Below are 26440 nucleotides of genomic sequence, written 5' to 3'. Positions count from 1 at the left end.
GCATGACATGAAGCTGCCAATACTTTTCACTCCCCTGCTTCCCGCATGTGCGATGGCGATCGCGCTGATGCTGCTGGCCCCGCTTGCACAGGCGCAGGTCGTGGGTACCGTCACCAAAGTATCCGGCCTGATGGTGGCCAAAAGCGCCGAGGGCCGCAGCCGGGTGCTGGCCGAAAACTCGCCGCTGCGCCAGGGCGATAGCGTCACCACCGGGCGCAACGCCTTCGCCCGCCTGGAGTTTGTGGACGGCGCGGCGATGGTGCTGCAGCCCGAGTCCCTGCTGGTGCTGACGCGCTACAGCTACGACGCCGGCAAGCCCGAGCTCGACAAGGTGGAACTGGCGCTGACGCAAGGCGGCTTCAGCAGCACCGCCGGCGCGCTGGGAAAACGCAGCCCCGGCGCCGCCGTGATCATCACGCCCGCGGGCAAGCTGCAGGGCAGCGCCAGCATGGAGGTTTCCCTCAGGCAGCCGTGAGCCGACTGAGCCGCCTCCACAACCCCAACACAGCAGGAAATCCCATGAAAAAATTCATTTCAAGTTGCCTGGCCTTGCTGGCCGCACTGGTCTCCACCGCAGCCCTGGCGCAGCCCGCGCCACTGGGCATCCCCCGGTCCTCCCCCTCTCCCGCGCTGGCACCGGGGTTGTATGTGCACGTGATAGACGGCCTGGTCAACCTGAGCAACCAAGGCGGCACCACCAGTTTCGCGCCCGGCCAGTTTGGTTTCACGCCCACGATAACGCAGCCGCCAGCCCTCTTACCCAGAACGCCGCCTCTTATGCTCCCGCTGCCTGTGAGCTTCCAGAGCCCAAGCACCGGCAGCGGCGCGACCGGCGGCAACAAGGCGGCCGCCATCGACTGCGTGGTGCGCTGAACCACGGGCGCTGCGCAGCCCGGCCCCTTCAAAGCCCCTGTTTCGCAAGGAACAGGGGCTTTTTTCATGCCCGCGGGAAGCGCCGGCCGCCCACAATGAGTACCTTGGTCGTACCGGGGAAGCCCTGCCCTGGCGGCGTTGCGTATTGAGGGTTTTTCACTAAGAATCAGCTGGACAGGTCCGAACAACGGGGGGTTTTTATGAAGACAGTATTTCTGCTTCGCTCCAGTTCCAGCGCCAGATCAATCCAAGGCCGCTTGTTGCCGGCCGCCCTGGCCCTGCTGGCCGTCGCGATGCCGCAATGGGCCCAGGCCCAGGCCACGCTGGAAAAAATCAAGAGCCGCGGCCAGATCAATGTGGGCTACCGCGCGCTGGCGGCGCCCTTCTCCTATCACCAGACGCCGGAAAAACCGCTGGGCTACAGCATCGAGTTCTGCAAACCGATGATCGAGCGCCTGCGCCAGGCCGCCGGCAACAAGAACCTGCCGGTGCGCTACATCGCCACCGAAGTGGACGCCCGCGTCCGCCTGCTGTCCGAGGGCAGCGTGGACCTGCTCTGCGAGAACGTGACCGACACACCGGATCGCCGCGCGCGCATGGAATTTTCGACGCCGATTTTTGTCGACGCCATCCAGGTGGCCGTGCGCAACAAGGACATGATCAGCACGCTGGAGCAGTTGAAGGGCAAGAGCATCGTCGGCATCGACGGCAGCACGGTCGTGCCGGCCCTTGACCGCTATGCGCAGTCGCACTCGCTGCAGTGGCAACACGCCAAGGCCGTCAACCCCGACGCCGCGCTGGGGCAGTTGCAACTGGGATGGGCGGCCGGTTATGCGCGCGACGGCGTGATGCTGGCGGCGCAGCTCGCCAGCCAGCCCGACGCCGGCAACTACACCATCCTGCCGGAGCGCCTGTCGGTGGAAACCATCGCCATCGGCTACCGCAAGGGCGATGCCGCCATGGGGGCGCTGGTCAATGCCGCCATCAAGGAGTCCATGCGCAGCGGCGCGGCGCAAGGCTGGTACGAGCAATGGTTTTTAAAACCCGCCAAACCCGGCGGCAAGCCGTTGTTCGCGGCCATGCCCCCGGAAATGAAAACGCTTTTTGACACCGCCAAGGCCAACTGACAGAAAGAAGCAGAAGCCGGGCAGACGCCCCGGCGGCTCAAAACGCTACGGGTTTCCAGGCTGCCGGTGTCGCCGAAACAATGATGTAATGCGCTCAAAACACGCCGCCCCCCTTCAGCAGGGTGCCGGCGGCTATCAATTAAAAAAACAGGCCAGGAACGCCGATGCAAACGTCCCTCCGGATTCATCCCAGCGCCGCGTACTAGGCCCGCGAATCCATGCCGCTTTCAGCCACCCCTGATTCCGATGCCCTGGCCTTGTTGCGCCAGGACCCCTTGTTTGCCGACCTGTCGGGCAGCCAGCTGGCGCGCCTTCTGGCCAGCCTGCACTGGGTGGAGTTCGCCACGGGCGAGACGCTGTATGAACACGGCACGCCGGCCCGGTGCCTGTATGTGCTCCAGGCCGGTGCGCTGCAGCTGAGCACGCCGGGCGGGCGCACGCTGGCCCTGGCCGGCATGCGCTGCGGCGAAGAAGCTGCCGGCGACACGGCGAACTACCTGTGCAGCGTGAGCGCCACCGCGCCGGTCAAGGCCTTGCAGCTCACGCGCGAAGCCCTGGCGGAACTCGCCGAAAAGTCGCCGTCGCTGCGCAGCCGCGCCCTGCTCGCGCTGATGGGCTATGTGGGCGGTGAAAACTTCCTCAAACCGGCCAAGCCCGCCGCGCCCAAAACACCGAAGCCGATCTCGACGCGCGAACTGGTCGGCTGGCTGGCCGTCATCGGTGTTCCGCCCGCGATCTATTTCCTCTCCGGCATGGGCGGGCTGGTGGTGGAGGCCTCGCTGTTCCTGGCCATCCTGTCGGCCACGGTGCTGATGTGGCTGTTCAACCTGGCCGATGAATTTGTGCCGCCGCTGGTGGCCATCACCGCGGTGCTGATCGTGGGCCTGGTGCCTTCCGAGGTCGCGCTGGCCGGGTTTTCCTCGCGCACGCTCACGACGCTGGTCGGGGTGTATGCGCTGGCGGCGGTGATCTCGGCCTCGGGCCTGAGCTACCGCTTCATGCTGTGGCTGCTGATCAAGCTTCCCGACACGCCCTTCTGGCACCAGGCGGCGCTGCTGCTGTCGGGCTACCTGCTTTCGCCCATCATGCCCTCGGGCAACGCCCGCCTGTCGCTGGTGCTGCCGTTCTACCGCGACATGATCGACGGCCTGAACTTGCCGGCGCAGGGCAAGTCGGCGACGGCGCTGATGGCCGCGACCTTCTCGGGCGCCATGCTGTTTTCGCCCATGCTGCTGACCAGCAAGTCCTCCAACCTGACGGCCTTCGGCATGCTGCCCCTGCAACTGCAGGACCAGTTCCAGGGCCTGTTCTGGCTGGTGGCGGCCGGCGTGGCCGCGTTGACGGTCACCGCCGCGCACCTGCTGGTGATGCGCCTGTGCTTCGGCCGCACGGCGCAGGCCGCGCTGCCCAAGGAAAGGCTCAAGCGCCAGCTGGATTTGCTGGGCCCCATCAGCCGGCCCGAAAAAGCGGCCTTGACCGGCTTTCTGTTCTTCCTGATCGGGGCCGGCAGCGCCGGCTGGCACCAGATCTCACCGGCCTGGCTGGCCGCGTTTTTGCTGGCCGGCTTGCTGCTGATGGGTTTGCTCAGCAAGAAGGATTTCCAGCAGAAGATCGACTGGCCCATGATTTTTTTCCTGCTCAGCCTCGACGGCCTGAGCCGCGCCATCAGCTACCTGGGCCTGGACACGGCGCTGGCGCATTCGGCCGGCGGCCTGTTCGATTTTGTCGGCGGCAGGATGGCCTGGTTCATCCCCGTGGCGCTGGTGGTCACGCTGCTGCTGCGCCTGGTGCTGCCGATCACCGCGGGCATGATCGTGGCCGCGGTCATCCTGATTCCCATCGGGCAGGCGCAGTTCATCAACCCCTGGGTGGTGGTCTTCCTGACCGCCATGTTCAGCGACATCTGGTTCCTGCCCTACCAGAGCTCGCAGTACCTCCAGGTGCAGGGCAGCGGGCTGGACCGCTATTACAAACACTCGGATTTCCTGCGCTATAACCACTGGATGAACCTCGCGCGCCTGCTGGCGGCCTATCTTTCGATTCCCTACTGGGAATGGCTGGGACTGGTATGAAGAGCGGAACGCTGGCCGCCCTCACAGCCGCGGCGCTGCTGGCCGCGCTGCTGCTGCTGGGCCTGTTCAACCTGTCCAAGCCGCGCATCCTGGTGCTGCACAGCTCGGACCGCAACTCCACCACCGTCGGCAAGATGGACGAAGGCATACGCCAGGCCCTGGACAGGAACCGGCAGCCGATGACGGTGCGCTGGCACTACCTGGGCATAGACGCCCTGCCCGACGAAGACCACCGCCAGGACGCGGCGAAGGAAGGCCTGCGCACCATCGCGCAGTTCGACCCCGACGTCGTGATCGCGGTGGACGACGAGGCCCAGGAATACGTGATGCGCCGCTTCGCCGGCAAGGCCCGCCCCAAGGTGGTGTTCGCCGCCATAGACCATGAACCCGCGGAATACGGCTACGTGGGCGCCGCCAACGTCACCGGCGTGGCCGAAAGCCTGCCGCTGGCGGCCATCCGCGACCTGCTGCAATACGTCAAGAAAGGCCAGCCCGTGCGGCTGGCGGTGCTGAGCGACGCGAGCCCCACCGGCAAGGGGCGGGTCAAACAGCTTGAAGCCTTCGACTGGGGCCCGCACAGCGTGGCGAGCGTGCACACACCGGCCGACTTCGCCGCCTGGCAGGCGGCCGTCAAGGGCATGGACGGCAAGGCCGACGTGGTGCTGATGCTGTCCCACGGCAAGCTGCCGGCCGGGCCCGGCGCGGCCGGCGCCGTGCCGGAAGCCGAACTCATACGCTGGATGGAAGCCCACGCGGCGCCGCTGCCGCTGGGCACCGACATCGAGTACGTGCAGCAAGGCGGCGGGCTCAGCGTGGCGCCGTCGGCCAAATCCATGGGAGAAACCGCCGCGGCAGACGCGCTTGGCTGGCTAAAAGCAAAACCCGCCAGCCAGGCGCCGCCGGCCAGCCAGGACACACGCTACAGCGTGGCCGCGCGCGCCGCCGCGCTGCGCGCCCGCAACATCAGCCTGCCGTCGATCTACCTGGAAGCAGCACGGCTGGAGCAGCTCTACTACCCCTGACCCGCGGCAGGCGCCTAAGACTGGGCGCCGTCTTGCGGTTGATCGTCAGGCGTGATGAAGGAGTCTTCCCAGGGGACCGCGAACTGGTTGTCGGCCTCGTCGTGCACGATGCCGGAGCCGGTGCTGAGCGGGTCGAAGTTGGTGAAGCGGATCTTGCGGTTGCGCTCGAGCTTGGCCCGCAGGCTGCTGCGGGCCGCGGCCATGGCGGTCATGTCGACATGTTCCGCCTGCTGCGCCTGCTGCTCATCGGCGACCAGGGCGCCGCCGTCGGCCGCGCGCATGGTGTCGGGCACGGTGGCCAGGGCGTCGGCTTCCGCGTCCCCCGGCAAGGCCAAGGGCGGCTCGCCGAGCACGGCCGGGAAGGACGGCTCATCGTCCGACAGGTCGATTTCACCGAGGAAGGCGGCACGCACATCCTCCAGCGTCGGCAGGTTGCTGGCGCGCACCACGGCGTAGGCGATGCCGCATTCGGCGAACAGTTTGCGCTTGAGGTCGCGGTTGCTGGCCCTCAGGCCCTGCGGGCCGGGCACGTCGAGGCAGCCGATGACGGTGCCGTCGGCGGCGCAGACCGTGAAGCTGCAATACACGTTCTTGAGCAGTTCGTAGGAGCGCTGGCCTTCGGCTTCGTTGCGCGGCGAGACAAAACGGATGACGGGGACCTTGACCACCACGTGGTGGTCGAAAAACGCGCGCTGCAGCCAGTGCCAGACTTCCTGCTCGGCCTCGAGCAGCAGCGGCCGTACCTGCAGGTGCCATTGCGCGGGAATGCGGCGCTTCTTGCGCGCGGCGCGCGCCAGCCAGCCATGGTGGCAGGCCGCTCCCGTCGCCATCCCTGACACGGCCGTGGCCGTCAGGGCCAACACAAAAACATCAAACATGGGTGCCTTAAACTTTTTTTCAGTTTAAAACACAGGACCTTCAAGTTACAACCATTTACGTATAACGGTGTTGTTGCAGCGTCTCATCTGTAAATCGAAGGCCTTAAAACACGACTTAATTCACATAACGGTCCGTAAAAGTCTCGAAATCGCCACAGGATAAAGAACGAGACATTACGACTCGACAGATGCAGGCGCCGGGCTGGCCAGCACCTTGTCGATGCGCTTGCCGTCCAGGTCCAGCACCTCAAAACGCCAGCCCGCGCATTCGACGGCCTCCGCGGTTTTGAGCAGCCGGCCCGAGACGCTCTGCAGCAGGCCGGCAACCGTGTTGTAGCGGCCCTTGCCTTCTTCGGGCAGTTCCTTGATGTCCAGCCGGGCCTTGAGTTCGGCGACGGGCATGACGCCGTCGATCAGCCAGCTGCCGTCCTCGCGTTCGGTGGCCCAGGCGTCCACCTGGGCGCCAGGCTGCAACTCGCCGGTAATGGCCTCCAGCATATCCATGGGCGTCATCAGGCCCTGCACCACACCGTACTCGTCGACCACAAACACGATGCGGGTGGAGCGCGCGCGGAACTGCTCGAGCAGCTCCATGCCGGTCAACGTTTCCGGCACGAACACCGCCGGCACCGCGTAAGCGCCTATGCGGTCGGCCACCGACGGCACGGCGCCCGGGCTCTGGCCCGGGCCTGGCGCGACAGGCTGGATCTGGCCGCGCAGCGCGAGCAGTTTGGCCACGTTGACCACACCCACCACGTCGTCGAGGCCGCCACGGCACACCGGGTACCAGGAATGCCCGGTGGCGCCGGCCTTGTCGATGGCCTGGGCCACGGTGTCGGAGGCGTCCAGCCATTCGATGTCGGAGCGCGGCAGCATCAGCGAGGTGAGCAGCCGGTCGTCGAGCAGAAACACGTTCTGCACCATCTGGTGCTCGTGCTCTTCAATCAGGCCGGCGTCCACGCCCTCTTCCAGGCTGGCGGCGATTTCCTCTTCGGTCACGGCCCGGCCGGCCGTGTTGTCGATGCGCAGCAGCTTGAGCACCGCCTGCGTGCTGATGGACAGCAGCCGCACAAAGGGCTTGAAGCCGGTGGCCACCCACATCATGGGCCGCGACACCAGGCGCGCGACGGTTTCGGGGTAGAGCTGGCCTATGCGCTTGGGCACCAGCTCGCCGAAGACGATGGTGATGAAGGTGATGATGGTCACCACCAGCGCGGTGGCGGTGATCTCGGAGACGCGCGGCCGCACGCCGAAGGTCTGGATCCAGCCCGCCAGGCCGCTGCTGAAAGCCGCCTCGCCAATGATGCCGTTGAGCATGCCGATGGAGGTGATGCCCACCTGCACCGACGAGAGAAACTGCGTGGGGTTGTCCAGCAGGCCCAGTGCGGACTGCGCGCCCTTGTCGCCGGACTCCCCCATGGCCGTGAGCCTGGCCTTGCGGCTCGAGGCGAGGGCCATTTCCGACATGGCAAACACGCCGTTGAGCAGCGTCAAAAAAGCAATCAGCAAAAAGTCCATGGGGCCTGGCGCAAAATAAACACATGTCACTTTACTTGATTGGCGACCTTCAGGGTTGCGACGCACCTCTGGGGCGGCTGCTGGACAAGATGGATTTCTCGCCCAGCCGCGACACGCTCTATGTCCTCGGCGACCTCGTCAACCGCGGTCCCGACTCGCTCAAGGTGCTACGCCGCCTGTCGGCCCTGGGCGATGCGGCGCAGTGCCTGCTGGGCAACCACGACCTGCACCTGCTGGCCCTGTGGCAGGGCGCGCGCGCCCCGGGCCGCAAGGACACCGTGCAGGACATCCTGCAGGCGCCGGACAGCGAAGCGCTGCTGGACTGGCTGCGCCACCGCGCCATGGCCTTGCACCGCCACGGCTGGCTGATGGTGCACGCCGGTGTGCTGCCGCAGTGGACGGTGGCGCAAACCATGGCGCTGGCGTCCGAAGTCGAACAGGTGCTGCGCGGCGGCGACCTCAAGGGCTTCTTCAGCGCCATGTACGGCAATACGCCGGACAACTGGAGCGACGGCCTGCAGGGCGCCGACCGGCTGCGCGTGGTGGTGAACGCGCTCACGCGCCTGCGCTTTTGCACCCCCGAAGGGGTGATGGAGTTCGGCAGCACCGAAGGCGCCGACGACGCGCCCGCCGGCTACCTGCCGTGGTTCGAGGTGCCGGGGCGCCGGACCGCCGGCACGCCGCTGGCCTTCGGCCATTGGTCCACGCTGGCCAAGGACGGCGCCACGCCGCGCTTGCATAAGAACACCCTGCCGCTGGACACCGGCTGCGTCTGGGGCGGTTGCCTCACGGCAGCCAAGCTGGGGGCGCAGGCCGGAAGCTTTGAACTGGTCGCCGTGCCCTGCGAGCAGGCGCAAAAACCCGGCAAGTCAGGCTGAAACCGGCTGCGGCTCACGCGCTTCGTCGGCCCAGGCGCGCGCCACGCTGGCGGACAGCAGCAGCACGGCCGACGAGAAGTAAATCCACATCAGGATCACCACCAGCGAGCCCGCCGCGCCATAAGCCGATACCACGGCCGCGGTCGAGAGGTAAAAAGCCATCAGGTGCTTGCCGACCGCAAACAGGATGGCCCCCGCGGCGGCACCCGTCACCAGATAGCGCAAGGAAGGCTTTGGCCCCACGCTGATTCTCATGAGCGCCACAAACAGCAGCACACAAAAACCGAACGATACGACCTCATTGAGGACCCAGGCGACTTTTTCGATCGGCAGGTAGCTGCCGGCCCAGCCCGAGAGAAGGCCCAGGAAGGTCGAGATCGCCAGCGAGACCAGCAACAGGAAACCGAAAGCCAGGATGTAAGCCACCCCGCGCAGGCGCACCGAAGCACCGTGCCACCACTTTTGCTGCGGCACTTCGCCGCTGCCTTGCCGCCACAGCCGCTCAAACGCGTCCTGCAGTTCCGCGAAGACGCCGGTGGCGCCGAACAGCAGCAGCGCAAACGCCAGCAGCGAGGCCGTGATGCCCTCCGACGGCGCTTGCGCACTGGACAGCGCCTGCTGCACCACCTGGGCGCCCTGCGCGCCGATAACGCTGCGGATCTGGTCGACGAGGCTGGTTTCGAGGTAGGCGCGGTCCAGCCACCAGCCCAGCACGGCGACCAGCAGGACCAGCAGCGGCGCCAGGCTCAGGATGCCGTAGAAAGACATGGCCGCGCTCATGCGCATGCCGCCGGCGTCAATCCAGTGGTCGACGGCGCGCCTCAAGGGACGAAAGATTCTCAGGAGCGAGTGAAAAGGCGCGGGAAGCCCGAAGGCCGCTGAACGTGGAGGCTGGGGTAGCGGCTTCAGGTTCGGGTCGGATTTCGCCATCATGGAGACAGCGTAGAAGCCGGGGTGCGCGCCCCGCACCGGACAGCCCCGCTACCAGCCGTAGGCGTGAACCGACGGCGGGTTTTTAACCGGCGGTTTAGACCGTGGACTGGTTCTTGAACAGCGCCGCGACCTTTTTCTTGGGCTTGATGTTGGCCGACACGCTGCTGCGCGCGGGAGCGGCCTTGGAAGCGGCTTCCCAGGCGGGCTGGGCTTCGGGCGCGGCTGTGGATTCGTAAGGCTGGTCGAAGAAGGGGTCGCGCTGCGCGGCCGGCTGGCGGTGCGGCGTGTATTCGCGGCGCTCGCGCGGCTGGCGTGCCTCGCGCGGGCTGCCGCCGTCTTCAGCTTCGCGGTACATGCGGCGGCCGTCGTTGATGCGGCCCTGCTCGCTGATGCGCGGGCGGTCTTCCTCGAACTCGATGGGCTCGAGCTCGATCTTGGTCTTGATCAGTTTCTCGATGTCGGCGACCAGGCGCTGGTCGCTGGCGGCCACGAAGCTCACGGCCAGGCCGGATGCGCCGGCGCGGCCGGTGCGGCCGATGCGGTGCACATAGTCTTCCGCATTGAAGGGCACGTCGAAGTTGAACACCGCAGGCACGTCCTTGATGTCGAGGCCGCGCGCGGCCACGTCGGTGCAGACCAGCAAATCCACTTCGCCCTTCTTGAAGGCTTCCAGCGCCTTGAGGCGCTCGTCCTGGCTCTTGTCGCCGTGCAGCGCGGTGGTTTTGAGGCCCTCACGCTCCAGCGAGCGGGCCAGGCGCGCGCAGCCCAGTTTGCTGTTGACGAACACGAAGGCCTGCTTCATGCCGCGTTCTTTGAGGATCTGGTGCAGCGCGCGGCGCTTGTCGTCGGCGCCCACGCTGTAGAAGTGCTGCTCGACGGTGGAGGCCGTGGCGTTGGAACGCGCCACTTCGATGGTCACCGGGTCCTGCAGGTAGCTGGAGGCCAGGCGCTTGATTTCAGGCGAGAAGGTGGCCGAGAACAGCAAGGTGATGCGCTGCTTGGGCAGGTAGCTCAGGATGCGCTGCAGGTCGGGCAGGAAGCCGATGTCCAGCATGCGGTCGGCCTCGTCGAGCACCACGTATTCGACCTGGTTGAGCACCGCGTTCTTGGCTTCGATGTGGTCCAGCAGGCGGCCGGGGGTGGCCACCAGCACTTCCACGCCTTTTTTGAGCTCGGCCGTCTGCGGCTTCATGTCCATGCCGCCGAACACCACGGTGCTGCGCAGGTTGGTGTATTTGGCGTACAGCTCGACCTGCTGGGCGACCTGCACGGCGAGTTCGCGCGTGGGCAGCAGCACCAGCGCGCGCACCGGGTGGCGGGCGGGCGAGGTCGAGGCGTTTTCGTGCTTCATCATGCGCTGCAGCAGCGGCAAGGCGAAAGCGGCGGTCTTACCGGTGCCGGTCTGCGCGGCGCCCATGACGTCTTTGCCTTGCAGGACGACCGGGATGGCCTGTTCCTGGATGGGGGTCATGGTCTCGTAGCCCATTTCGGCGACGGCGCGGGCCAGCGGTTCGGCCAGCGAAAGATTGGAAAAAGAGGATGTCATAAGAAAGCTCTGCCTAACACTAGCGGGTAACTGTTGCGGTAGTAGCGCGCGGTCGGGGATGGGATTGCCAAGGCGCGTATTGCAGCCAACAGCACAGCCATTGGCGGGAAAGGTAACGCCGCAGACCGCCCGGGTCCCGTGCGGTCTGGACCGCGGGGCAAGGCTTTGTGCAGAGCTTCCTCAGCCCTCTATTGTCGCACTTTGGGCGAATTGGCCGGTTTTGCCGGCCCTTCAGGGCGCCAGGGCTATTCCGGCCCGGCCGCCCAGGCCGGTTCCGGCGGCAGTCCGCTATGAATTTTATAGCTCACAATCCGCACCAATAAAGGATCAATGCCGTTCAGCCTACAAACTCCGGGCGCTGAAGGTGTCGCAGGCCTTGACGCTGCCGGTCTTGAAGCCGGTGTCGAACCAGCGCTGGCGCTGGGCGCTGGTGCCGTGGGTGAAGCTTTCGGGCACCACCGCGCCGCCGCCGGCGCGCTGCAGGGCGTCGTCGCCGATTTTGGCGGCCGCGTTCATGGCTTCCTCAACGTCGCCCTGCTCCAGGATCTGGCGGGCGTTCTGCGCGTTGTGGGCCCAGACGCCGGCAAAGCAGTCGGCCTGCAACTCCAGCCGCACGCTCAGGGCGTTGTATTCGGCCTTGCTGACGCGGCCACGCATCTGGTCCATCTTGGCGCTGATGCCCAGCAGGTTCTGCACGTGGTGGCCGACCTCGTGCGCGATCACGTAGGCCTGGGCGAAGTCGCCGGGCGCGCCCAGACGGCTGCGCAGAGTCTCGTAAAAACCGAGGTCGATGTACACCTTCTGGTCGCCCGGGCAGTAAAACGGCCCCATGGCGGCCTGGCCCTGGCCGCAGGCGGTCTGCGTGGCGCCGCGGAACAGCACCAGCCGGGGTTTCTGGTACGTGCCGCCGCCCTTGGCGAAGACATCGGTCCAGACGTCCTCGGTATCGGCCAGCACGGTGGAGACAAATTTGGCCATGCGGTCGTCGGCCGGCGGTTTGTGGGCCGGGCCCTGCTGTTGCACCTGGGCCGGCGGCGCGCCGCCGCTGAGCAGCCCCAGGATGGTCAGCGGGTTGATGCCGAAAATCCAGCCGCCGACCAGCGCCACCACGATGGTGCCTATGCCGATGCTGCGGCCGCCGAAGCCAAAGCCGCCGCCGCCCCCGCCGCCGTCATCGCGCCTGTCTTCGACGTTGTCGGATTCGCGATTGCCTTCCCATTTCATGCTGTCCCCCTTGTGCCGTGCAATACTTGCCTGAGCTCGCCCGCCGCGGCCCCATCCCGGGCCCCGGGCGCGTGTCAGCGCATGCGCCGACTTTACTTGAGCGGCGTTCCGCGGCGGAACAAAATTGAACCCTGGTGTATCCATCCCCCATGAACGCTTTGACCCACCCCTCGCCCGCAGGCCACGGCCCGCGGCGCAGTGCCGGCGCCGTGTTGTCCGTGTTGTTCCGCTCGCCGCGCCTGGCCCTGACGCTGCTGCTGGCCATGCTGCTCACGGCTTGCGCCAGCCCCATCACCACCCGCGTGACCAGCTTCAACCAGTGGCCCGCCGACGCGGCGGGCAGCACCTTCAGCTACATCACGCCGGTGGACATCACGCGGCAGCTGGAACAGGCCACCTACGAAAATTATGTGCAGGCCGAACTCGAAAAACGCGGCCTCAAACGCGCCGCTGAAGGCCAGGTCGGGCGGCTCCAGGTCGACGTGGCGGCCAGCAGCCGCAGCGAGGAAAAAACCTGGATGCAGCCGATTTACCAGGACAACATGGTGTTCCTGCCGCCCTACCGCGACGCCGCGGGCCGCCTCTACGGCGGCGGCTGGGTGCCCGACCCCTTCGGGCCGCGCTACGTGGGCGACCGGCCGGTCAGCATGACGGTGTACACCAACAGCCTGCGCCTGCGGCTGCTCGACACCAAAGGCACGCCGCCCGGCAAGCCGCCGCGCACAGTGTTTGAATCGCGCGCCGTCTACGAAGGCGGCAGCGGCGACCTGCCGCTGGTGGTTCCCTACCTGGTGCGCGCGGTGTTCGACGACTTTCCCGGCCAGAACGGCCAGGTGCGCGTCGTGAAGTTCGACAGCGAAACCGGCGCCGTGATCAAAAAATAGCGGACTGATTATTCGAACCGGACCGCCAGCCCCCTGAGCGCGCCGGCCACCGGCCCGGACGCTTCGATTTCGGTATGCCAGGTCTGCCCTGCCTGCACCGGCCAGGCGTCGGTCAGCGTGCCGGTGGTGATGATGTCGCCGGCCCGCAAAGCCGGTGCGCCCGGCGTGGCGCGCAGCTCCCGCACAAAATGCAGCAGTGCCTGCACCGGGCCGTCCAGCACATTGGCGCCCACACCCTCGTCCTTGAGCACGCCGTCGCCATACAACTTGAGCTTCAGGCCGGCGAGCGATGCGATCAGCGCCTCGGGCGCCGTTCCGGCCGGCAGCTTCACGGCATGGCCCACCAACAGCCGGCCGTGCAAGCCGCCATCGGCCACGGCCTGCGCGGCGCTGAACTTCCAGCCCGGGAAATGCGTGTGCACGATTTCATAACCGTGCGCCACCCAGTCAATGGCCGCCACCAGTTGCTCAGCCGAACAATCGGGTGGCGGCGCCTCGCGCAGGCCGAACACCACCTCGGGTTCTATGCGCGGCTCGCACATGCCCTTGAGCGAGAGCACCCCCTCGTTAGGCCCAGCGGCATCGACACGCGCCAGGCTGCTGTGCCACACCGTGCCCCAGATCGGGCCATAGACCTCATAACGCGGCCAGATGGTCCGGTTGGTAAAGCCGACCTTGTAGCCCACCGGGCTGTCGCCCTCAGCGCTTCGGGCGGCGCGCACGGCCAGCGCGGTGGCATAGGCCAGCGGCACATCGGCCGGCACGGCAGCGGGCCAGGGCAGCGGCCGGGCTTCAAGGCGGGCACGGGTCAGGTCGGCGACCAGCGTGGAAAGGTCCGGATCGGGTGCGGGGGTATTCATGGGGGCATGGTAGCCAAAACGGCGCCGCCTTCACAATGGCGCATGCCCGCAGCCCCCACCTCCTCTGCATCCTCTTCACTCCCCCGCGTCCTGCTGACCGGCTTCGATCCCTTTGGCGATACCGGGCACAGCAGCCTGCCCCTCAATCCCAGCTGGATGGCGGTGAAGGCGCTGGGCGGCAAGCGCATAGGCGGACACCTCGTGGTGGCGGCGCAACTTCCCACCGTGTTCCAGGCCTCCATGGATGAACTCACGCGGCTGCTTCAGCTGCACAAACCCACGCTGGTGATCTGCGTCGGCCAGGCCGGCGGGCGCCGCGCGATCTCGCTGGAGCGCGTCGCCATCAACGTCAACGACGCCCGCATCCCCGACAACGCCGGCGGACAGCCCGTCGACACGCCGGTGGTAGCGGGCGGGCCGGCGGCCTACTTCAGCAGCCTTCCCATCAAGGCCATGCTGCAGGCGCTGCAAGCGTCGGGTGTGGCGGCCGAGGTGTCGCAGACCGCCGGCACCTTTGTCTGCAACCACGTGTTTTATGCGCTCATGCATGCGCTAGCCACCAGGCGCGGCTTCAAGCGCACGCGCGGCGGCTTCATCCATGTGCCCTACCTGCCCGAACAGGGCGCGCCCAGTTTGCCGCTCGACGAGACGGTGCGCGGGCTGCGGCTGGCCGTGGCAACGGCCTTGTCAACGACGCATGACATCGCCAGAGGCGCGGGCGCCGTCAGCTAAGGTCCGGGCCGGTTTTATCGTCCCGCACGGGCGCGGCAGGTTCATCGCGCAGCAGGCGCCACAGCAAAAAAGTGCCGAGGATGGCATTGCCCACGGCGAAGCCGGTGAGCAGCAGTGTGGCCCAGGCGTTCAGCGGACGGTTGTGCACCACCCAGGCCAGCAGCGGCGACAGGCTGTTGAGCGTGAGCATCAGCCAAAACAGCGGGTTGCGCGGCTGATAAAGCCGTGAAAGAGGGCGTGACAAAGGGCGTGACGGTTGCATCGTGAGTGAATGCTAACCGCGGCGGCCCTACGCGGGCCTGACAACCGGCAAGCCTAACGGACGGCGAAGGACGCGGCCATAAAGCCCCGCGGCGGACGTACCGGGCGGGCCGGCATCACGCTGGCCGCGGAACCGGAGGCCTCGGCAAAAGCCGCTTCCCTGGGCACGCTGTCCGCGGCGGGCGGCGTCGAAGCGCCGGCGACGACGCGGGCCTGCTGGATGCAGTTGTGGCGCGCGGCGCCCGCGCTGGTTTCCATGCAATGCGCGATCGCCGCGAGTTCCGCCTGCCGCTGCTCGTCGCGCAGCTTCGCCTTGGCGACCTGCGAATCGGCCACAAAGGCCATGGCGGCCAGCTGGCAAAGAATGACAAGACCCGCCGCTACCAGCAGCATCGTCTTGTAAGGCATTTCATCGAATTTCCTCAGATGCTCAGAGAACATGGCAACCTCCCTTGGGTTACACCATGCTAGGCCGGCATTGCAATAGTCCATTCGGCGCCTTGCCCGTCGCGCTGTAGGATAAAAACCTTTCGTGACATTCGGCCGGGGCGCCGGGCCACCCACCACTTTCCGGGCCATCCCGCTTACCATCGCAGGCATGACGCTCCACCCGTATCCCACCTCGCTGGACGCCGGACAGACCGCCGCGCGGCTGCCCTACCCGCTGCTGGTCACCGAACTCATACGGCTGCTCAAGGACGAGTCGGTGCAGGTGCCGCAGCGGGTGGTGCAAGCCCTGCCCGGCGGCGGCAGCCTCTTCGTGATGCCGGCGCTGGACGCCCGCACCGCGATCGCCAAGCTCATCACCCTGACCCCCGCCAATGCCGGCACCGGCCTGCCCGCCATCCAGGGCGACGTGGTGGTGTTCGACGTGGCCAGCGGCCGGCGCCGGCTGATGCTGGACGGCCCCACCGTTACCGCCAGGCGTACCGCCGCCGTTTCGCTGCTGGCCGCCCAGCGGCTGGCGCCCAACACCCGCGGCCCCATGCTCATCGTCGGCGCCGGCGTGCAGGGCGTGGCCCACCTCGAAGCTTTTGCCCAGGGCCTGGGCGTGCGCGATTTCCGCATCAGTTCGCGCAGCCACGCCAGCGCCCAGGCCCTGGCGCAGCATGCGCAGTCGCTGGGCCTGAACGGCCGCGTCGTGCCCGACGCCGACACCGCGCTGGCCGACTGCCCGCTGGCCGCCACCTGCACGCCCGCCGGCGGCGTGGTCCTCAGCGCCCTGCCGCGCGACGACGGCTTCATCAGCGCCGTCGGCGCCTACACGCCGACCATGGTGGAGCTCAGCGCCGCGCTGTGCCAGTACGTCGCGGCGCAGGGCAGCGTGCTGGTCGACACCTCCGACGCCGTGCATGAAGCCGGTGACCTGCTGCAGGCCGGCCTGGACGTGGCCCGCTTCGCCAGCCTGGGCGAGGTGATACGCCAGGACATGAAAAAACCCGACGGGCCGGTGCTCTTCAAAAGCTGCGGCTGGGCGGGCTGGGACCTGGCTGCCGCGCGCACGGCGCTGGCCTGAGCGGGCCAGGCAAGCAGGCGCTCACCTACAGCAATATGGCGGCGCCGGTGTTACGCTGGCCCGTCCAAACCGGAGATAAAACCATGAAGATTCTGTTCGCTGCCGACGGCAGCAAGTACACCAAAAAAGCCCTGGCCTTCCTGGTCAACCATGAAGACCTCGCCGGCGCCGAAGGCGAAGTGACGGTGATCAATGTGCAGGCGCCTGTCCCGGGCCGCGTCAAGAGCATGCTGGGCGCCGCCAACGTCGCCGCCTACCACGCCGAAGAATCGCAAAAGGTGCTGGCGCCCATAGAGCGCTTCCTCAAGCGCCACAAGATGGCGTTCAAAACCGTCGCCGTGGTCGGCTCGCCCACCGCCGAAATCCTGCGCGCCGCCAAGCGCGAGAAAGCGCACCTGATCGTCATGGGCACGCACGGCCAGGGTTTGCTGAGCCGCGCATTGATCGGCAGCGTGGCCCAGCGGGTGGTCGCGGAGAGCGAGACGCCCGTGTTGCTGGTCAAGTAGCAAGCCTCCCTGCGGCACGTGCCGCCCCCGCGTCCCCTGGAGCGTGTCCGCAAGGATCGGCGATTTGCCGGATACTCGCCTTCACACCACAAGGAGACCAGGATGGAGACAGGCATGGGATTCAAGTCGATTCGAAAACTGCTGGGCTGGCTGTTGCTGGCGCTGGCTGCGGCCGCTGCGCCACTGGCGCTTGCGAGCGAGGTCACCACCAGGTCCTTCAGCTCAAAGGCCCTGAACGCAGACTACCGCTACACCCTCTACCTGCCGGACGGCTATGAAAACGGCCGGTTGCGCTACCCGGTGATTTTTTTGCTGCACGGCAACGCCGGCGACCAGAACGACTGGCTGGTCAAGGGCCAGGTCCAGGCGACCATGGACACGCTGGTCCGGGAAGGCCGCGTCCAGCCGGCCATCATCGTGATGCCGGGCGGCGGCACCAGCTGGTGGGTGGACGGCAACAAGGACAAGGCCGAGACCGCGCTCATCAAGGAGCTCATTCCCCACATCGACAGCAACTTCAGGACCATCAACGCGCGCGAAGGCCGCATGATCGGCGGGCTCTCCGCCGGCGGTTTCGGCACGGTGAATGCCGTTTTCAAATACCCTGAGCTGTTTGTTTCCGCCGCGGCATTGAGCCCCGCCATCTATTCACCGACACCGCCGGCCCATTCTTCGGCCATGCAGGTCGCGCCGTTCCAGCTCAACGGCAAGTTTGACCAGGCCTCGTGGGACCGCCTGAACTACACCGCCAGCTGGGAAGCCTACAAAAGCAAAAAAGTCGTGGTACCGATGTACATCAACAGCGGCGACCACGACACTTTTTCCATCGCCTACCACTCGGCCGGCCTGTTCCAGAAATTGTTTGAGTACCAGCCCAAGCTGGTGGAATACCGCGTCGTCGACGGCGACCATGAATGGGCGGTCTGGCGCGACACCATAGGCGATGCCCTCAAATACATGAGCGGCTTTGCCAGCCGCCCCCAGGTCGCCAAGCCCTAAGCTCTCCGAGAGCCGTCAGGCCTTGGGCAGCGTCACCCCAACCTGCCCCTGGTACTTTCCGCCGCGGTCTTTGTAGCTGACTTCGCAGACGTCGTCCTTGTCGCTCTCGAAGAACAGCACCTGCGCGCAGCCTTCACCCGCGTAGATCTTGGCGGGCAGCGGCGTGGTGTTGGAGAACTCCAGCGTCACGTAGCCTTCCCATTCGGGCTCAAACGGTGTGACGTTGACGATGATGCCGCAGCGCGCGTAAGTGCTTTTGCCCAGGCAGATGGTCAGCACGTTGCGCGGGATGCGGAAGTATTCGACGGTGCGGGCCAGCGCGAAGCTGTTGGGCGGGATGATGCAGCTGTCGCCGTGGAAATCGACAAAACTTTTCTCGTCAAAGTTCTTCGGGTCGACCACGGTGCTGTGGATGTTGGTGAAGACCTTGAACTCGGGCGCGCAGCGGATGTCGTAGCCGTAGCTGCTGGTGCCGTAGCTGATGATCTTCTGGCCGCCGGCCGCGGCGCGTATCTGGCCGGGCTCGAAGGGCTCGATCATGCCGGTGGTTTCCGCCATGCGGCGTATCCATTTGTCGCTCTTGATGCTCATTCGGGGGAACTCCTCACTGTTCCCTGATTGTAGGCAAGCTGGGGGCCTGGCTTGAAGGGGGGCGATTTGATCCCCTCTCCCCCTGGGAAAGAGGGCTACAAAGCCTGCGAAATAACAGTGCGTTCTATCACCCGGTCATCCCCCAGCACGATCAGCGCGAACAGCAACTCGCCCAGATTGGCCGCCAGCGCGGTCTTGCGCGCCAGCAGCGGCGTGGCCTGCGGGTTGAGCACCACGAAGTCGGCTTCGCAGCCGGGCTGCAGGTTGCCCACCACGCCTTCCAGGCCCAGCGCGCGCGCCGCGCCCGCGGTGTGCTGCCACCAAAGCTGCTGCGGCGTGAGCGACAGGCCGGGCTTGGTCTGCCCTTCTCGGCCCACATAGTAGGCAGCCAGCATGGTGTGGAAGGGGCTGAAGGAGGTGCCGCCACCCACGTCGCTGGCCAGGCCGTAGGGAAAGCCCACGCGCTCGGCGCCTTCGTAGTCAAAAAATCCGCTGCCCAGAAAGAGGTTGCTGGTCGGGCTGACCGCCGCGGCCGTGCCGGTGCTGCGCATCAGTGCGCGGTCTTCGTCGTCGATGTGGATGCAGTGCGCATACACCGCGCGCGGGCGCAGCAGGCCGAACTGTTCATAGACGCTCAGGTAGCTGCGGGCCTCCGGGTACAGCCGGCGCACCCAGGCGATTTCGTCCTTGTTCTCGGCGACGTGGGATTGAATCCAGACGTCGGGGTATTTGGCCGCCAGCTCGCCGGCGCCGCGCAGCTGGGCTTCGCTGCAACTGGGCACAAAACGCGGCGTGATGGCATAACCGAGCCGGTCCACGCCATGCCAACGCTGGATCAGGGCCTCGGTGTCGGCCAGGCTTTGCGCGGTGCTGTCACGCACGCCTTCGGGCGCGTTCTGGTCCATCAGGCATTTGCCCGTCATCAGGCGCAGGCTGCGTTTTTGCGCTTCGGTGAACAGCGCGTTGACGGATTCGGGATGCGAGGTGGCAAAGGCCAGCGCGGTGGTGACGCCGTTGCGCAGCAGCTCGTCCAGGAAAAAACCGGCGGCCTCCGTGCCGTGCCCGGCGTCCGAGAAGCGGCTTTCTTCGGGGAAGGTGTAATTCTCAAGCCAGGGCAGCAGTCCGTCGGCCGGCGAGCCGATCACGTCGAGCTGCGGGTAGTGGATGTGCATGTCCACAAAACCCGGCGCGATGAGGCGGCCCGGCAGGTGTTCGGTGGGCACGTCGGCAAAGCGCGGCGTCAGCACCTGGTAGCTTCCCGCGGCTTGCACAAGCTGGCGGCCCTGCGCGTCAGGGCCCACCACCAGCAGGCCGTCGGCCTCGTAGGCGGCCTGGGCGGGGCCGGTGAAATACAGCAGGGCGGCGCGGTAGGCTTTCATGGGGGCTAGGTTACTCCAGGCTTCGGCCGCTGCGATATGTAGAAACCGATAAGGGTTATCGCCTGCCGCCGGCCCTCGCCCTAACCCTCTCCCAGAGGGAGAGGGAATAAGTCGGGGAGTAGACAGGATAAAGATTTCTTACTCCTTCTCCCTCTGGGAGAGGGCAGGGGTGAGGGCCAGCGGCCTACGAGATCCCACCGCGTCATGCCTGGGCCACGGCCCCTCAACGACTGACGCGGCAACCATCACCCAGCGAAGCGCGCCAGACGCGCACCGAGGTCAGCCCCGGCAGGCGCGCGTCGAGCTTGCGGAAGATGAACTGGCAGAGGTTTTCGAGTGTGGGCGGTCCCAGGTCTTTGACATCGTCGAGCAGGTGGTGGTCCAGCTCCTCGCGCAGCACGGCGATCTCGCGCCGCACCAGGCCCAGGTCCATGACCATGCCGGTGGCCGCGTCGGGCTCGCCGGCGACAAACACCTCGGCGTTGTAGGTGTGGCCGTGCACACGTTTGCTGCTGTCGGCCTCGATGGCGCGCTTGAGCGTGTGGGCCGCGTCAAAGTAAAAGGTCTGGCTGATCTCGCAGCGCATGGAACGCATGGGTTGGGGCATGGGAAGCTTTTTCATCGGATGCCCGTGATCTTGTGGGTCTGCAGGCTGAGCCGCCAGGCCGGGCGCGCCATGCACAGCTGTATGCACGTTTCGGTGTTCTGCTGGCGCTGGGGGTTGTCCATGGGCTGCAGGTAGCGGTGCGTGAAGTCGGCGGCTTCGAGCTCGGCCAGGTCAAAGCTTGGCTGGGGCCACACCACCTTGAGTTCCTGGCCCGCGCGCTGCACCCAGGGGGCGCCGGCCTTGGGGCTCACGCAAATCCAGTCTATGCCTTCGGGCGCGGCAATCGTGCCGTTGGTTTCGACCGCGATCTGGAAACCGCGCGCATGCAGGGCCGCGATCAGTTCCGCATCCACTTGCAGTAGCGGCTCGCCGCCGGTCATCACCACAAAGCGGTGCGCGCTGTCACCGGCAGGCCACTGCGCGGCAATGCGGTCGGCCAGCGCGTCGGCATCACGGAACTTGCCGCCCAGCGTGCCGTCGGTGCCCACAAAGTCGGTGTCGCAGAACTGGCAGACGGCCGTCGCGCGGTCCTGCTCGCGGCCGGACCAGAGGTTGCAGCCGGCAAAGCGGCAGAACACCGCGGGCCGCCCGGCATTGGCGCCCTCGCCCTGCAGCGTGTAGAAAATTTCCTTGACCTGGTAGCTCATGGCGCGACTTTCGCGCGGCCACGGCCCATCGCATACGGCAACCGGTGCGAAACAGGAAGTTGGGAGGGAGAAATAAAACAGGCGCCCACACAAGCCGAAAGACCGGGGGTCGCGAGGTTTTTATACATGGTAGTCCTCTACATGGCCCCGGAGATAAGCGGATGCGGACGCGCCGGGACAGCACGCCGAAGGTCTTGATTTTAGCGGTTCAGGGCTGATGGCGGGTTTTCAGGGGATTTACGGGCGGATTTGGGCCTCAAGGCACAGGCATCTCGCGCGCCTGCTTTTGCAGCCAATCGCAAAAGCTGTCCAGCCGCGCATGCGCTCCGGCCCGGCGCAGGGCCACGTATTGGTAGGCGCTTTCCTCAAAGCCCAGCGGCGCCACCAGGCGGCCGGCCCGCAGGTCGTCCATCACCAGGTGCCAGGGCGCGATGCAGACGCCCAGCCCGCCCACCGCGGCCTCCAGCGTGAAGTAATAGTGTTCGAAGGCCGGGCCGCCCTGCGCGGGAAAGGCAGCGCCGCGTGATTCGCACCAGGTCTGCCACGCGTCGGGCCGTGTGCGGGTGTGCAGCAGCGGCAGGCCGGCCAGGTCCTGGGGCTTGCGCACATCCGCCCTGGCCGCCAGCGCGGGCGCCATGACGGGCCCCAGGCGCTCCACAAACAGCGGCAGCAAGGTGGCCGAGGCTTGGGCGCCGCGCTCGGCGACCGTGATGGCGAGGTCGTAGCGGCCGCGGTCCAGGTCCGCCGCCTGTTCGGCCGCGCTGAGGCGGATCTCGGTCTCCGGGTGCAGCGCGTTGAAACCGTACAGCCGTGGAATCAGCCATTTGACGGTGAAGGTGCTGAAGCAGGACACGTCCAGCGTGCCGGCCTCGCCGCTGCGTACCTCGCGCACGGCGGCTTCCATCTGGTCCAGCGCGGCGGAAAGCGCCGGCCGCAGCGAGGCGCCGGCGGCCGTCAGCTGCGGCTTGTTTTTGGCGCCTTCGAACAGCGGCACGCCCAGCGCCTGCTCGAGTTGCCGCACCTGCCGGCTGATCGCGCCGGGCGTGACCGAGAGCTCCTCGGCGGCGGCCGTCATGCGGCCCAGCCGGGCCGCGGCTTCAAAGGCGCGCAAGGCGTTCAGGGGTGGGAGGCGGCGCGTCATGATTGTGAGTTTATGGCACATACAGCGTACCAACAAATCGTTTGATCAGATCACGTCTGCTTGGGAGAATTCGCGCCAGCTGTTTACTTTATTGAGGAAAAATCACATGCCCTTTATCCGCACCAGCGTCCACCAAAGCACCAGCCTCGAACACCGGCAAGGCATCGTCGACGGCATACACCAGGCCCTGGTCGAGAGCATTGGCATGCCGGAAGATGAGCTCTTCAACCTGGTAAACGACTACGATGCGCAGCAGTTTTTCTTCAGCCGGACCTTCAACGGCATGGCGCGCTCGGATCGGCCGGTGGTCGTCGAGATCACGCTGCGGCGCGGCCGCAGCGATGCGATGAAACGCTCGCTCTATGCGGCCATCGCGCGCAATTTAAAAGCCAATGCCGGTGTCGCGCCCGACGACGTTTTTATCTTCATGCACGAGAACGACTACTCGGACTGGTCGGTGGGCGGCGGCAAGTTCGCCATGGCGCTGGTGCAGCAGCCCGGCCCGGGCTGAAAGAGAGCGCCTTGCTTATTTGCCGACCGCGGCACGGCCGGCCGGCAATGCCGGCAGCACCGGATAGGCCCTGGCCATCCACAGGTACATCACGGCGCCCACCAGCAGCGAAGCGGCGGCTATCTCCAGCGACAAGGTGAAACCCGCCCCCGCGTTGGGTGTGCGCTTGAGCAGCACCGCGACCAGCGGCGGGCCGAGGATTTGCCCCACGCCGTAGGTGGCGGTCAGCAGGCCCATGAAACTCGCGGCCGTGGCGGACTTGAGGCGGCGCACTTCCTGCATCGCAAAAAAGGTGATGGCGGTGAATGGCATGCCCAGCATCAGGCTGCCCAATGCAAAGCCCGCGAGGCTGGGGCTCCAGAGGCTGGCCGCAATGCCCAGGGCCTGCAGGAAGTAGCAGCCCGCCAGCAGCAGGCGGAAATCCTTGCCTGGCGGCATCCGCGTGGCCAGCAGCGCGCCCAGCATCACGCCCAGGCCGAAGATGGGCCAGAACATGTCCAGCCAGGCCGAGCCCGGCAGGGCCGCGCGCGCGATCACCGGCAGAAAAGTGGCGGTGATGATGTAGCCGAAACCGGCTAGGCCGTAGGCCAGCGTCAGCAGCGTCATCTCGGCATGGCCGTGGTGCTGGGGGGCCGCGCCGGACAAGGCGGCGGCGCGCGGCGCCAGCGCGACCAGGCGCTCGTCGCCGCCGCGCAGGATGTGCCACACCAGGGCCGCCAACACAAACGACAGCACGCCGAACAGCATCCAGCCCGTGGCGGCTGTCCAGTGCCAGGCCACCATGCCGGTGGCGAACAGCCCGCTGACCACAATGCCGGCGCCCGGGCCGACGTAGATGATGCCGCCCATCGCGGGCACACCGCGTTTGGCCAGTTGCGAGAGGCACCAGCCCGAAGTAAACACAAACACCACCGCGCTGGTCACGCCTGCCGCGAAGCGCAGCAGCGGCCACGCGGCGGGAAAGTGCCAGCCCATGGCCAGCGTGAGCACGCCGGTCGCGACCAGCCCGGCGCGGACCAGCGAGGAGTAGGCCAGCGAGGGCAGCCCCTTGAAGCGCGCCCACAGCCAGGGCTGCAACGTGCACAGAATCGCGCCCAGCATGTAACCGAAGTAGTTGGCGCTGGCCAGCCAGCTGGCCGTGGGCAGGTCGACCACGCCGTCGCTGAGCATCATGGGCAAGAGCGGCGTGAAGGCAAAGCGGCCTATGCCCATGGCGACGGCCAATGCCACTAGCCCGGCGAGGGCGATGGGCCAGGCGCCGTGCGGCGCGGGGGAAGACTCTTGATGCGGCTGCGATGTGGAGGCCATGCCCGGGGGTCCTTGCTTGCTTCAGGGTTCTACCCGGATCATACGTTTGGGTCGCCGCCCAGGCAGGCGCCGGCGGAAATAACCCCGCGCGTTCAGCTGAAGCGCTCGAAGCTCTCGTTGAGGCGGTCCACATAACGCGCCTTGGCCGGGGCCTCGATAAAGCTGGCCTCGAAGCTGTTGCGCGCCAGCATGTAGGCGTGGCGGGCATCCATGCCGGTGGCCGCGAAGGTCTGCGTGAAGTTCTCGTTCATGTAGCCGCCGAAGTAGGCCGGGTCGTCCGAATTGACGGTGGCCGCCAGGCCGGCGCCCAGCAACTCGCGCAGGTTGTGGCTGGCCAGGTCGGGGAACACGCAGAGCTTGAGGTTGGACAGCGGGCACACCGTCAGCGCGATGCGGTCCTGGGCCAGGCGCCGCATCAGCAGCGGGTCGCGGCTGGAACGCACGCCGTGGTCCACACGCTCGACCTTCAGCACATCCAGCGCCGTCCAGACATATTCGGGCGGGCCTTCTTCACCGGCATGGGCCACCAGGTGGAAGCCCAGCTCGCGGCAGCGCGCGAACACGCGCGCGAACTTTTCGGGCGGGTTGCCGACCTCGCCCGAATCCAGGCCTATGCCGATGAACTTGTCGCGAAAAGGCAAGGCCTGCTCCAGCGTCTCAAACGCGTCCTCCTCGCTCAGGTGGCGCAGGAAACACAGGATCAGCGAGGCGCTGACACCGAGCTCGGCCTGCGCATCCACGCAGGCGCGGTGCAGGCCGGTGATGACGGTTTCCATGCTCACGCCGCGCGCGGTATGCGTCTGCGGGTCGAAGAACATCTCGGTGTGCACCACGTTGTCGGCCGCGGCCTTGCGCAGGTAGGCCTGCGCCATGTCGTAAAAGTCCTGCTCGGTAATCAGCACGCTGGCGCCGGCGTAGTAGATGTCGAGAAAGCTCTGCAGGTTGGTGAAGGCGTAAGCGCTGCGCAGTTCCTCGACGCTGGCGTACGGGATAGCAACGCCGTTGCGGCTTGCCAGCGCGAAGATCAGCTCGGGCTCCAGCGAGCCCTCGATGTGCATGTGCAGCTCGGCCTTGGGCATGCGCCTGAGCAGTTCGGGCAGGCGGCCGGCGGCCACGGGTTTGACGGAAAAAGTCATGTCGGCTCCCTAAACAAAAAAGCTGCCCGAAGGCAGCGCTTTCCTCTTCCCCCAGAGGGAGAGGGAGCCATGCTCCACACTCCCAAGGAAAGGCATTTCATCAGTTACCTGGAACCTTGCCTTCGACGCCTTTGACATAAGTCTTCAGGCCGCCCAGGAATTTGTCGTCGGCCACCACGTCTTTCGCCAGCAGTTCCTTGCCGGTGTTGTCGGTGATCGGGCCCTTCCAGATCGAGAAGCTGCCGTCCTTCAGGCCGGCCTTGACTTCGTCGATGCGTTTTTTGGTGTCATCGGGCACATCGGCGGCAATCGACACGATGTCGATCGCGCCTTCCTTGACGCCCCACCAGGCGGCGGTGTTGCCTTTCCATTTGCCTTCCAGCGCCTCACCCACGGCCTTGACGTAGTACGGGCCCCAGTTGATCACGGCCGAGGCCAGGTGGGCCTTGGGACCGTAAGCCGTCATGTCGGAGTCCCAGCCGAAGGCGCGCTTGCCCATTTTTTCGGCGGTCTGCAGCACGGCGGAGGAGTCGGTGTTCTGGAACAGCACGTCGGCGCCGCCGTTGATCAGGGCGGTGGCGGCCTCGGTTTCCTTGGGCGGGTTAAACCATTCGTTGACCCACACCACCTTGGTCTTGACCTTGGGGTTGACCGATTGCGCGCCCAGCGTGAAGCTGTTGATGTTGCGCACGACTTCGGGAATCGGCACCGAGCCGACCACGCCCAGCGTGCCGGTCTTGCTCATCTTGCCGGCGATCACGCCGGCCATGTAGGCGCCTTCGTAGGTGCGGCTGTCATAGGTGCGCATGTTGTCGGCCTGCTTGTAGCCGGTGGCGTGCTCGAACTTCACGTCCTTGGTGTCGCCGGCGACCTTGAGCATGGGTTCCATGTAGCCGAAGGTGGTGCCGAAGATCAGCTTGTTGCCCTGGGCCGCCATGTCGCGGATCACACGTTCGGCGTCGGCCGACTCGGGCACTTTTTCAACAAAACTCGTGATGACCTTGTCGCCGTAGGCCTGCTGCACCGCCTTGCGGCCGTTGTCGTGCGCATAGGTCCAGCCGCCGTCACCCACCGGGCCGACATAGGCGAAGGCGATCTTCAGGGGCTCGGCCTTGGCGGCGGGCGCCGAAGCCGCGGGCGCGGCGGCGGGAGCTGCCGGGGCGGCCTCTTCCTTTTTGCCGCAGCCCGCCAGGGCCGCCGCAGCCACCGCGGACAGGGCCGCCAGCTTGAGCAGGGAACGTTTTTGCAGGTCAGTCATGTCATCTCGCTTTCGTGGAAGGAAGGTGAAGAA

General features: G+C 66.4%; 28 protein-coding genes. 12 read left to right on the top strand and 16 right to left on the bottom strand.

What is annotated here, in order from left to right; genetic code table 11:
* Positions 1-7: 7 nt before the first annotated feature.
* The 5 genes from AC1D0O_RS10090 to AC1D0O_RS10070 all read left to right on the top strand — a co-directional run bounded on the left by AC1D0O_RS10090 (position 8) and on the right by AC1D0O_RS10070 (position 5094).
* Entirely contained in the window at positions 8-475 is a 468-nt protein-coding gene (locus tag AC1D0O_RS10090) for a FecR family protein (RefSeq protein ID WP_477653394.1), read from the top strand.
* 44 nt (positions 476-519) lie between these two features.
* Positions 520-873: a hypothetical protein gene (locus AC1D0O_RS10085; protein ID WP_477653393.1), complete on the top strand. Its 354-nt coding sequence runs from the start codon at positions 520-522 to the stop codon at positions 871-873.
* A gap of 200 nt (positions 874-1073) precedes the next feature.
* On the top strand, positions 1074-2000 hold the full coding sequence (locus tag AC1D0O_RS10080) for a transporter substrate-binding domain-containing protein (RefSeq protein WP_477653392.1): 927 nt from the start codon (positions 1074-1076) through the stop codon (positions 1998-2000).
* A gap of 218 nt (positions 2001-2218) precedes the next feature.
* A complete protein-coding gene (locus tag AC1D0O_RS10075; RefSeq protein WP_477653391.1) occupies positions 2219-4072 on the top strand; it encodes an SLC13 family permease in 1854 nt (617 codons plus the stop codon).
* Positions 4069-5094: an ABC transporter substrate-binding protein gene (locus AC1D0O_RS10070; RefSeq protein ID WP_477653390.1), complete on the top strand. Its 1026-nt coding sequence runs from the start codon at positions 4069-4071 to the stop codon at positions 5092-5094. Before AC1D0O_RS10075 ends, AC1D0O_RS10070 begins: the two co-directional genes overlap by 4 nt.
* Positions 5095-5108: 14 nt before the next feature.
* On the opposite strand, the gene AC1D0O_RS10065 is transcribed toward AC1D0O_RS10070, so the two are convergent.
* Together AC1D0O_RS10065 and AC1D0O_RS10060 are read right to left on the bottom strand one after the other, a co-directional pair.
* On the bottom strand, positions 5109-5972 hold the full coding sequence (locus tag AC1D0O_RS10065) for a DUF2726 domain-containing protein (protein WP_477653389.1): 864 nt from the start codon (positions 5970-5972) through the stop codon (positions 5109-5111).
* Between the two features lie 174 nt (positions 5973-6146).
* Complete coding sequence (locus AC1D0O_RS10060; protein WP_477653388.1) at positions 6147-7490, bottom strand: hemolysin family protein; 1344 nt, start codon at positions 7488-7490, stop codon at positions 6147-6149.
* Positions 7491-7513: 23 nt separating this feature from the next.
* On the opposite strand from AC1D0O_RS10060, the gene AC1D0O_RS10055 reads away from it, so the two are divergent.
* The gene (locus AC1D0O_RS10055; protein WP_477653387.1) at positions 7514-8368 is read left to right on the top strand and encodes a symmetrical bis(5'-nucleosyl)-tetraphosphatase; all 855 of its coding nucleotides are present in this window, start codon (positions 7514-7516) and stop codon (positions 8366-8368) included.
* Here the strand turns inward: AC1D0O_RS10055 and AC1D0O_RS10050 are convergent.
* The 3 genes from AC1D0O_RS10050 to ypfJ form a co-directional block, all read right to left on the bottom strand.
* Complete coding sequence (locus AC1D0O_RS10050; RefSeq protein WP_477653674.1) at positions 8360-9298, bottom strand: YihY/virulence factor BrkB family protein; 939 nt, start codon at positions 9296-9298, stop codon at positions 8360-8362. The two genes, AC1D0O_RS10055 and AC1D0O_RS10050, sit on opposite strands and share 9 nt — an antisense overlap.
* 97 nt (positions 9299-9395) lie before the next feature.
* Complete coding sequence (locus tag AC1D0O_RS10045; protein ID WP_477653386.1) at positions 9396-10847, bottom strand: DEAD/DEAH box helicase; 1452 nt, start codon at positions 10845-10847, stop codon at positions 9396-9398.
* A gap of 342 nt (positions 10848-11189) precedes the next feature.
* Positions 11190-12071: a KPN_02809 family neutral zinc metallopeptidase gene (gene ypfJ, locus AC1D0O_RS10040; protein ID WP_477653385.1), complete on the bottom strand. Its 882-nt coding sequence runs from the start codon at positions 12069-12071 to the stop codon at positions 11190-11192.
* A gap of 149 nt (positions 12072-12220) precedes the next feature.
* Between ypfJ and AC1D0O_RS10035 the strand changes: the two genes are divergently transcribed.
* Positions 12221-12955: a DUF4136 domain-containing protein gene (locus AC1D0O_RS10035; RefSeq protein ID WP_477653384.1), complete on the top strand. Its 735-nt coding sequence runs from the start codon at positions 12221-12223 to the stop codon at positions 12953-12955.
* 8 nt (positions 12956-12963) lie between these two features.
* Here AC1D0O_RS10035 and AC1D0O_RS10030 read toward each other — a convergent pair whose 3' ends face one another.
* The gene (locus AC1D0O_RS10030; protein WP_477653383.1) at positions 12964-13815 is read right to left on the bottom strand and encodes a 2-keto-4-pentenoate hydratase; all 852 of its coding nucleotides are present in this window, start codon (positions 13813-13815) and stop codon (positions 12964-12966) included.
* A 42-nt stretch (positions 13816-13857) separates the two neighbouring features.
* Here AC1D0O_RS10030 and pcp point away from each other — a divergent pair, with 42 nt between their 5' ends.
* Positions 13858-14547: a pyroglutamyl-peptidase I gene (gene pcp / locus AC1D0O_RS10025; protein WP_477653382.1), complete on the top strand. Its 690-nt coding sequence runs from the start codon at positions 13858-13860 to the stop codon at positions 14545-14547.
* Here the strand turns inward: pcp and AC1D0O_RS10020 are convergent.
* Together AC1D0O_RS10020 and AC1D0O_RS10015 are read right to left on the bottom strand one after the other, a co-directional pair.
* Entirely contained in the window at positions 14540-14737 is a 198-nt protein-coding gene (locus AC1D0O_RS10020; RefSeq protein ID WP_477653381.1) for a hypothetical protein, read from the bottom strand. The two genes, pcp and AC1D0O_RS10020, sit on opposite strands and share 8 nt — an antisense overlap.
* A 125-nt stretch (positions 14738-14862) precedes the next feature.
* Positions 14863-15249, bottom strand: coding sequence for a hypothetical protein (locus AC1D0O_RS10015; protein ID WP_477653380.1), 387 nt, complete (start codon positions 15247-15249; stop codon positions 14863-14865).
* 157 nt (positions 15250-15406) lie between these two features.
* On the opposite strand from AC1D0O_RS10015, the gene AC1D0O_RS10010 reads away from it, so the two are divergent.
* The 3 genes from AC1D0O_RS10010 (at position 15407) to AC1D0O_RS10000 (ending at position 17829) form a co-directional block, all read left to right on the top strand.
* Complete coding sequence (locus tag AC1D0O_RS10010; protein WP_477653379.1) at positions 15407-16324, top strand: delta(1)-pyrroline-2-carboxylate reductase family protein; 918 nt, start codon at positions 15407-15409, stop codon at positions 16322-16324.
* 83 nt (positions 16325-16407) lie between these two features.
* Positions 16408-16830 (top strand): universal stress protein, encoded by a 423-nt coding sequence (locus AC1D0O_RS10005; RefSeq protein WP_477653378.1) that lies wholly within the window; start codon positions 16408-16410, stop codon positions 16828-16830.
* A 114-nt stretch (positions 16831-16944) separates the two neighbouring features.
* Positions 16945-17829, top strand: coding sequence for an alpha/beta hydrolase (locus tag AC1D0O_RS10000; protein WP_477653377.1), 885 nt, complete (start codon positions 16945-16947; stop codon positions 17827-17829).
* A gap of 15 nt (positions 17830-17844) precedes the next feature.
* Here the strand turns inward: AC1D0O_RS10000 and dcd are convergent, their stop codons facing one another.
* From dcd to AC1D0O_RS09975, 5 genes are all read right to left on the bottom strand, one after another.
* Positions 17845-18420, bottom strand: a complete 576-nt coding sequence (gene dcd / locus AC1D0O_RS09995) for a dCTP deaminase (protein ID WP_436158004.1) — start codon at positions 18418-18420, stop codon at positions 17845-17847.
* A 95-nt stretch (positions 18421-18515) separates the two neighbouring features.
* On the bottom strand, positions 18516-19799 hold the full coding sequence (gene guaD, locus AC1D0O_RS09990; protein WP_477653376.1) for a guanine deaminase: 1284 nt from the start codon (positions 19797-19799) through the stop codon (positions 18516-18518).
* A gap of 223 nt (positions 19800-20022) precedes the next feature.
* A complete protein-coding gene (locus tag AC1D0O_RS09985) occupies positions 20023-20385 on the bottom strand; it encodes a 6-pyruvoyl trahydropterin synthase family protein (RefSeq protein ID WP_477653673.1) in 363 nt (120 codons plus the stop codon).
* Between the two features lie 32 nt (positions 20386-20417).
* Positions 20418-21053 carry a 7-carboxy-7-deazaguanine synthase gene (gene queE / locus AC1D0O_RS09980; RefSeq protein ID WP_477653375.1) on the bottom strand — a complete coding sequence of 212 codons (636 nt, stop codon included), beginning with the start codon at positions 21051-21053 and terminating at the stop codon, positions 20418-20420.
* A 256-nt stretch (positions 21054-21309) separates the two neighbouring features.
* Complete coding sequence (locus AC1D0O_RS09975; RefSeq protein ID WP_477653374.1) at positions 21310-22194, bottom strand: LysR substrate-binding domain-containing protein; 885 nt, start codon at positions 22192-22194, stop codon at positions 21310-21312.
* A 106-nt stretch (positions 22195-22300) separates the two neighbouring features.
* Here AC1D0O_RS09975 and AC1D0O_RS09970 point away from each other — a divergent pair, with 106 nt between their 5' ends.
* On the top strand, positions 22301-22705 hold the full coding sequence (locus AC1D0O_RS09970; RefSeq protein WP_477653373.1) for a tautomerase family protein: 405 nt from the start codon (positions 22301-22303) through the stop codon (positions 22703-22705).
* A 15-nt stretch (positions 22706-22720) separates the two neighbouring features.
* On the opposite strand, the gene AC1D0O_RS09965 is transcribed toward AC1D0O_RS09970, so the two are convergent.
* The 3 genes from AC1D0O_RS09965 to AC1D0O_RS09955 form a co-directional block, all read right to left on the bottom strand.
* Positions 22721-24013 (bottom strand): YbfB/YjiJ family MFS transporter, encoded by a 1293-nt coding sequence (locus AC1D0O_RS09965; RefSeq protein WP_477653372.1) that lies wholly within the window; start codon positions 24011-24013, stop codon positions 22721-22723.
* Between the two features lie 92 nt (positions 24014-24105).
* The gene (locus tag AC1D0O_RS09960; RefSeq protein WP_477653371.1) at positions 24106-25149 is read right to left on the bottom strand and encodes an adenosine deaminase; all 1044 of its coding nucleotides are present in this window, start codon (positions 25147-25149) and stop codon (positions 24106-24108) included.
* Between the two features lie 100 nt (positions 25150-25249).
* Entirely contained in the window at positions 25250-26407 is a 1158-nt protein-coding gene (locus AC1D0O_RS09955; protein ID WP_477653370.1) for a BMP family ABC transporter substrate-binding protein, read from the bottom strand.
* Positions 26408-26440 lie beyond the last annotated feature (33 nt).

Source organism: Polaromonas sp. P1_F2 (genome assembly GCF_056405735.1).
The sequence above is the reverse complement of the archived record's forward strand: the minus strand, read 5'-3'. Positions and strand labels throughout refer to the sequence as shown.

Coding starts and splice junctions, on each gene's coding strand:
- AC1D0O_RS09955 (WP_477653370.1), bottom strand. CDS start 26,407: ATGACTGACCTGCAAAAACGTTCCCTGCTCAAGCTGGCGGCCCTGTCC.
- AC1D0O_RS10065 (WP_477653389.1), bottom strand. CDS start 5,972: ATGTTTGATGTTTTTGTGTTGGCCCTGACGGCCACGGCCGTGTCAGGG.
- AC1D0O_RS09970 (WP_477653373.1), top strand. CDS start 22,301: ATGCCCTTTATCCGCACCAGCGTCCACCAAAGCACCAGCCTCGAACAC.
- queE (WP_477653375.1), bottom strand. CDS start 21,053: ATGAGCTACCAGGTCAAGGAAATTTTCTACACGCTGCAGGGCGAGGGC.
- AC1D0O_RS10060 (WP_477653388.1), bottom strand. CDS start 7,490: ATGGACTTTTTGCTGATTGCTTTTTTGACGCTGCTCAACGGCGTGTTT.
- AC1D0O_RS10070 (WP_477653390.1), top strand. CDS start 4,069: ATGAAGAGCGGAACGCTGGCCGCCCTCACAGCCGCGGCGCTGCTGGCC.
- AC1D0O_RS10055 (WP_477653387.1), top strand. CDS start 7,514: ATGTCACTTTACTTGATTGGCGACCTTCAGGGTTGCGACGCACCTCTG.
- AC1D0O_RS10020 (WP_477653381.1), bottom strand. CDS start 14,737: ATGCTCACGCTCAACAGCCTGTCGCCGCTGCTGGCCTGGGTGGTGCAC.
- AC1D0O_RS10090 (WP_477653394.1), top strand. CDS start 8: ATGAAGCTGCCAATACTTTTCACTCCCCTGCTTCCCGCATGTGCGATG.
- AC1D0O_RS10030 (WP_477653383.1), bottom strand. CDS start 13,815: ATGAATACCCCCGCACCCGATCCGGACCTTTCCACGCTGGTCGCCGAC.
- AC1D0O_RS10085 (WP_477653393.1), top strand. CDS start 520: ATGAAAAAATTCATTTCAAGTTGCCTGGCCTTGCTGGCCGCACTGGTC.
- AC1D0O_RS09965 (WP_477653372.1), bottom strand. CDS start 24,013: ATGGCCTCCACATCGCAGCCGCATCAAGAGTCTTCCCCCGCGCCGCAC.
- AC1D0O_RS10080 (WP_477653392.1), top strand. CDS start 1,074: ATGAAGACAGTATTTCTGCTTCGCTCCAGTTCCAGCGCCAGATCAATC.
- dcd (WP_436158004.1), bottom strand. CDS start 18,420: ATGAGCATCAAGAGCGACAAATGGATACGCCGCATGGCGGAAACCACC.
- AC1D0O_RS10035 (WP_477653384.1), top strand. CDS start 12,221: ATGAACGCTTTGACCCACCCCTCGCCCGCAGGCCACGGCCCGCGGCGC.
- ypfJ (WP_477653385.1), bottom strand. CDS start 12,071: ATGAAATGGGAAGGCAATCGCGAATCCGACAACGTCGAAGACAGGCGC.
- AC1D0O_RS10000 (WP_477653377.1), top strand. CDS start 16,945: ATGGGATTCAAGTCGATTCGAAAACTGCTGGGCTGGCTGTTGCTGGCG.
- AC1D0O_RS10045 (WP_477653386.1), bottom strand. CDS start 10,847: ATGACATCCTCTTTTTCCAATCTTTCGCTGGCCGAACCGCTGGCCCGC.
- guaD (WP_477653376.1), bottom strand. CDS start 19,799: ATGAAAGCCTACCGCGCCGCCCTGCTGTATTTCACCGGCCCCGCCCAG.
- AC1D0O_RS09960 (WP_477653371.1), bottom strand. CDS start 25,149: ATGACTTTTTCCGTCAAACCCGTGGCCGCCGGCCGCCTGCCCGAACTG.
- AC1D0O_RS10015 (WP_477653380.1), bottom strand. CDS start 15,249: ATGTTCTCTGAGCATCTGAGGAAATTCGATGAAATGCCTTACAAGACG.
- AC1D0O_RS10050 (WP_477653674.1), bottom strand. CDS start 9,298: ATGGCGAAATCCGACCCGAACCTGAAGCCGCTACCCCAGCCTCCACGT.
- pcp (WP_477653382.1), top strand. CDS start 13,858: ATGCCCGCAGCCCCCACCTCCTCTGCATCCTCTTCACTCCCCCGCGTC.
- AC1D0O_RS10075 (WP_477653391.1), top strand. CDS start 2,219: ATGCCGCTTTCAGCCACCCCTGATTCCGATGCCCTGGCCTTGTTGCGC.
- AC1D0O_RS09985 (WP_477653673.1), bottom strand. CDS start 20,385: ATGCGCTGCGAGATCAGCCAGACCTTTTACTTTGACGCGGCCCACACG.
- AC1D0O_RS10005 (WP_477653378.1), top strand. CDS start 16,408: ATGAAGATTCTGTTCGCTGCCGACGGCAGCAAGTACACCAAAAAAGCC.
- AC1D0O_RS09975 (WP_477653374.1), bottom strand. CDS start 22,194: ATGACGCGCCGCCTCCCACCCCTGAACGCCTTGCGCGCCTTTGAAGCC.
- AC1D0O_RS10010 (WP_477653379.1), top strand. CDS start 15,407: ATGACGCTCCACCCGTATCCCACCTCGCTGGACGCCGGACAGACCGCC.